Origin of the sequence: Streptomyces sp. (genome assembly GCF_050698815.1) — a bacterium.
Classification (GTDB): Bacteria; Actinomycetota; Actinomycetes; order Streptomycetales; family Streptomycetaceae; genus Streptomyces.
Genome location: NZ_JBOHCV010000408.1, coordinates 1 through 3,430, shown reverse-complemented (window position 1 = coordinate 3,430; position 3,430 = coordinate 1). Strand labels below are relative to the sequence as shown.

Here is a 3,430-nt window from a genome sequence, read left to right as displayed (position 1 = left end):
TTCCTGACCGGATGAAGTTGAGATAGACCGCTCCGCTGGACCAGGACTGGAGGTCGGTGCGGGTGGCGCGGGCCCACTGTTTTCCGCGTTCGTCGTCGGCGGGGTCCTCCCACATGCCGAAGGGGTGAACGGCCCAGACCACATGGTCGGGCCCTACTTGCATGCCGCCGGTGCCTGAGACACGCGGTGATTATCACGCCGTGATAATCACCGCGCCCCGACAAGACCAAGCCGACCCCCGACGCTGGCACTACACCACCCACCCCACCCGCACAGCGCCGCACGCCGCCGTGTGGCTCGCCCACCGCCTCGACAAGGCGCCCAGCCCCTTCCGGCCCTTCAACCCGCTCCACCTCGACCGCATTACCGCAGTTGCCCAGACGACCGCCTACTGCGTCGAACGGGCTCTCGACATGGCACGCCGCTCCCGACCATCAGCGAACCCTGTCCCCACGGCCGCGGCACGCTCCGCATCGAAGGCGGAGACGGCAGACCGCCGTCCGTACGCTGCACTGCACCCCGCTGCGGCTGGGCCCGCCCCCCGACCCCGCCGCCGCATAAGCCCGCGCAGCAACGCCAGCCAACTACCGGTACATGCCGCACTGTTCTGAATGTCCCTGTTCCGTAACAGCCCACATGCTGTCGAACAGGACATACATATCCTGAACGCTCACCGGGGCCCATGAGGGGGCACCCGGCCCGAAAAACAAGGACACCCATATGCGCAGCCGCACCATCGCCAACACCGCCGCGGCCACCTCGCCGCAGCACTCGGCGTCACCCTCCTGCCCGCCCAGGCCCAGGCCGCCGGCTCCGTCCACCTGTACAAGATCTACTACGACAGTCCCGGCAGTGACCGCGGCAGCAACACGTCACTGAACGCCGAGTACGTGCAGGTCCGCAACACCACCAGTGCGCCGTTCCAGATGAAGGGCTACACGCTCCGGGACGCGTCCGGGCACAAGTACACGTTCCCCTCGTACAAGATCAGCGCGGGGAAGACGGTGAAGGTCCACACGGGCAAGGGGACCCAGTCCCCCGGCAACCTGTACCAGGGCTGCGCGGCGTACGTGTGGAACAACACCAGCGACAAGGCCAGCCTGTACACGGCTGCCGGGACACTGTGGGACTCCTGCTCGTACAACTCAAGCATCGCCAACTACAAGATGTGCTGAGGCAGGCCTGCGCCCCCGGTCGGGGCGCGGCGTGACGTGACGGAGCCCCCGCCAAGTTCGCTGACGCTGTTGGTTTATTCGGGGGTTCGCGTGACGTCGGCCTTTAAGACCCGGTTGTGGTCTTGAAGGCCGACGTTGTTGTGTGAGGTGGGTGTCGATGTCGATGCAGCCGAAGGAGCCGGTCGTGATCCCGGTGGAGACAGTCCGGGTGGCGCGGGCCGCGTTTCCGAAGGGGAGCCTGGCGATCCGGGTCCGGGACGAGCTGGGACCGATGTTCAGCGACGAGGAGTTCGCGGACCTGTTCCCTTCGCGGGGGAAACCTGCCTGGTCACCGGGCCGGTTGGCGCTCGTGCTGGTGTTGCAGTTCGTGGAGGGGCTCACCGACCGCCAGGCGGCGGAAGCGGTCCGCGCGAGGATCGACTTCAAGTACGCCCTGGGCCTGGACCTCGATGACCCCGGGTTCGACTTCTCGGTGCTCTCGGAGTTCCGGGACCGCTTGGTGGAGGCGGAGGCCGGGCGTCGGGTGCTGGACGGCATCCTGGCCGCGGCCGGGGGCAAGGGGCTGGTGAAGACCGCGGGCCGGGCAAGGACCGACTCCACGCATGTGCTGTCGTCGGCCCGGGAACTGTGCTGGTTGGAGCTGGTCGCGGAGACACTGCGGTCGGCGCTCAACGAGATCGCCCTGGCCGCCCCCGACTGGCTGCGAGCCGTCGCCGGGCCGGACTGGTTCCGGCACTACGCGACCAGAGCCGAGGACACCCGCTTCCCCAAGTCCCGCGCCAAGCGGGACGGGATGGGCCTGCGGATCGGGATGGACGGGACGCGGCTGCTGGAAGCCGTCTTCTCGCCCGGGGCACCCGGGGGACTACGGGCGCTGGAACGGGTGGAAACCCTGCGGCAGGTATGGGTCCAGTACTTCCACCAGGTGGAGGGCGAGGTGAGGCGCCGGGACCCAAAAGACCGGCCGCCGGGCGCGACGCGCCTGGTCACTCCGTATGACACCGAGGCACGCGGCAGCGTCAAGCGGGACACCTTATGGGACGGCTACAAGGTCCACCTCACCGAGACCTGCGAGCCGGACATCCCGAACCTGATCACGAACGTGGCCACCACCGTCGCGACCGTGCCCGACATCTCGATGACCGACACCGTCCACGCACAGCTCGCCGCAGCGGGCCGTCTGCCCGGCGAGCACCTGGTCGACGCCGGATACGTCGACGCGCATCTGCTCGTGAAGGCCCGCCGCGACCACGGCATCACGCTCACCGGACCGGTCGCCGGCGTCGTCAGCCACCAGATGGCCGCCAACAACGGGTTCACCGGCGACGACTTCACCATCGACTGGGACAATCAGCAGGTCACCTGTCCCGGCGGGAAGACGACCACTCGCTGGAACCCCGACCGCTCACCCGAAGGCACCCCGGTGGTCCGGGTCCGCTTCAACGGCGGGCAGTGCCGGCCCTGCCCGGTCCGCGAACAGTGCACCACTTCCAGCCTCGGCCGCCGCCTGACCCTGCGGCCCCGTGAAGAACACGAAGCCCTCCGCCAGGCCCGCGCCGACCAGGACACCGACACCTGGAAGGACCGCTACAAGACCCGCGCCGGCGTGGAGGGCACCATCTCCCAGGGCGTCCAACGCTGCGGCCTGCGCAGATCCCGCTACCGCGGCCTCGCGAAGACCAGCCTCCAGCACCAGCTCACCGGCGCCGCCATCAACCTCGCCCGCATCGACGCCCACCTCACCAGCACACCACGAGCCCGCACCCGCACCAGCCACTTCGCAGCACTCGGCCCCACCGAGCCAAAGCTCAGCAGGGCCGAGTAAAAGCCACCCCCGAATAAACCAACAGCGTCGCCGGTTCCGGCCGACGGGGGCCCACCCGCCACGTCTCCTTCGCCTGTCCGTCCGGGCGGTCCTTACCGCTTGCCGGAGCGAGCGGCCTTGGGCGTGACCAGACGGCTGCCACTCCAGTCCTTGCCCGCGTTGACAGTGCTGGTCTGGGCAAGCCCGGCGGTCTGTGCCGCCTCGCCGATCTCGCTCGGCTCGACGTAGCCGTCACGGCCCGTCTTGGGCGTCATCAGCCAGACCGGAGAACCCGCGTCGATCATCGTGGTGGCGTCCACCAGCGCGTCCGTCAGGTCGCCGTCCTCCTCGCGGAACCACAGCATCACGGCATCGGCCACGTCGTCATGGTCCTCGTCGACGAGCTCCGTACCCGTGATGGCCTCGATTCCCTCACGGAGTGCCTGCTCGG

General features: G+C 68.7%; 3 protein-coding genes. 2 read left to right on the top strand and 1 reads right to left on the bottom strand.

The annotated features are described in order from the left end of the window. Positions 1 to 785: 785 nt before the first annotated feature. A complete protein-coding gene (locus tag ACRDP3_RS14875) occupies positions 786 to 1,175 on the top strand; it encodes a lamin tail domain-containing protein (protein ID WP_431517411.1) in 390 nt (129 codons plus the stop codon). A gap of 157 nt (positions 1,176 to 1,332) precedes the next feature. After that, the gene (locus ACRDP3_RS14870; RefSeq protein ID WP_431517410.1) at positions 1,333 to 3,000 is read left to right on the top strand and encodes an IS1182 family transposase; all 1,668 of its coding nucleotides are present in this window, start codon (positions 1,333 to 1,335) and stop codon (positions 2,998 to 3,000) included. A gap of 92 nt (positions 3,001 to 3,092) precedes the next feature. Here ACRDP3_RS14870 and ACRDP3_RS14865 read toward each other — a convergent pair. Then, on the bottom strand, positions 3,093 to 3,430 hold a 338-nt coding region (locus ACRDP3_RS14865; RefSeq protein ID WP_431517409.1), incomplete at its 5' end, for a DUF3052 domain-containing protein.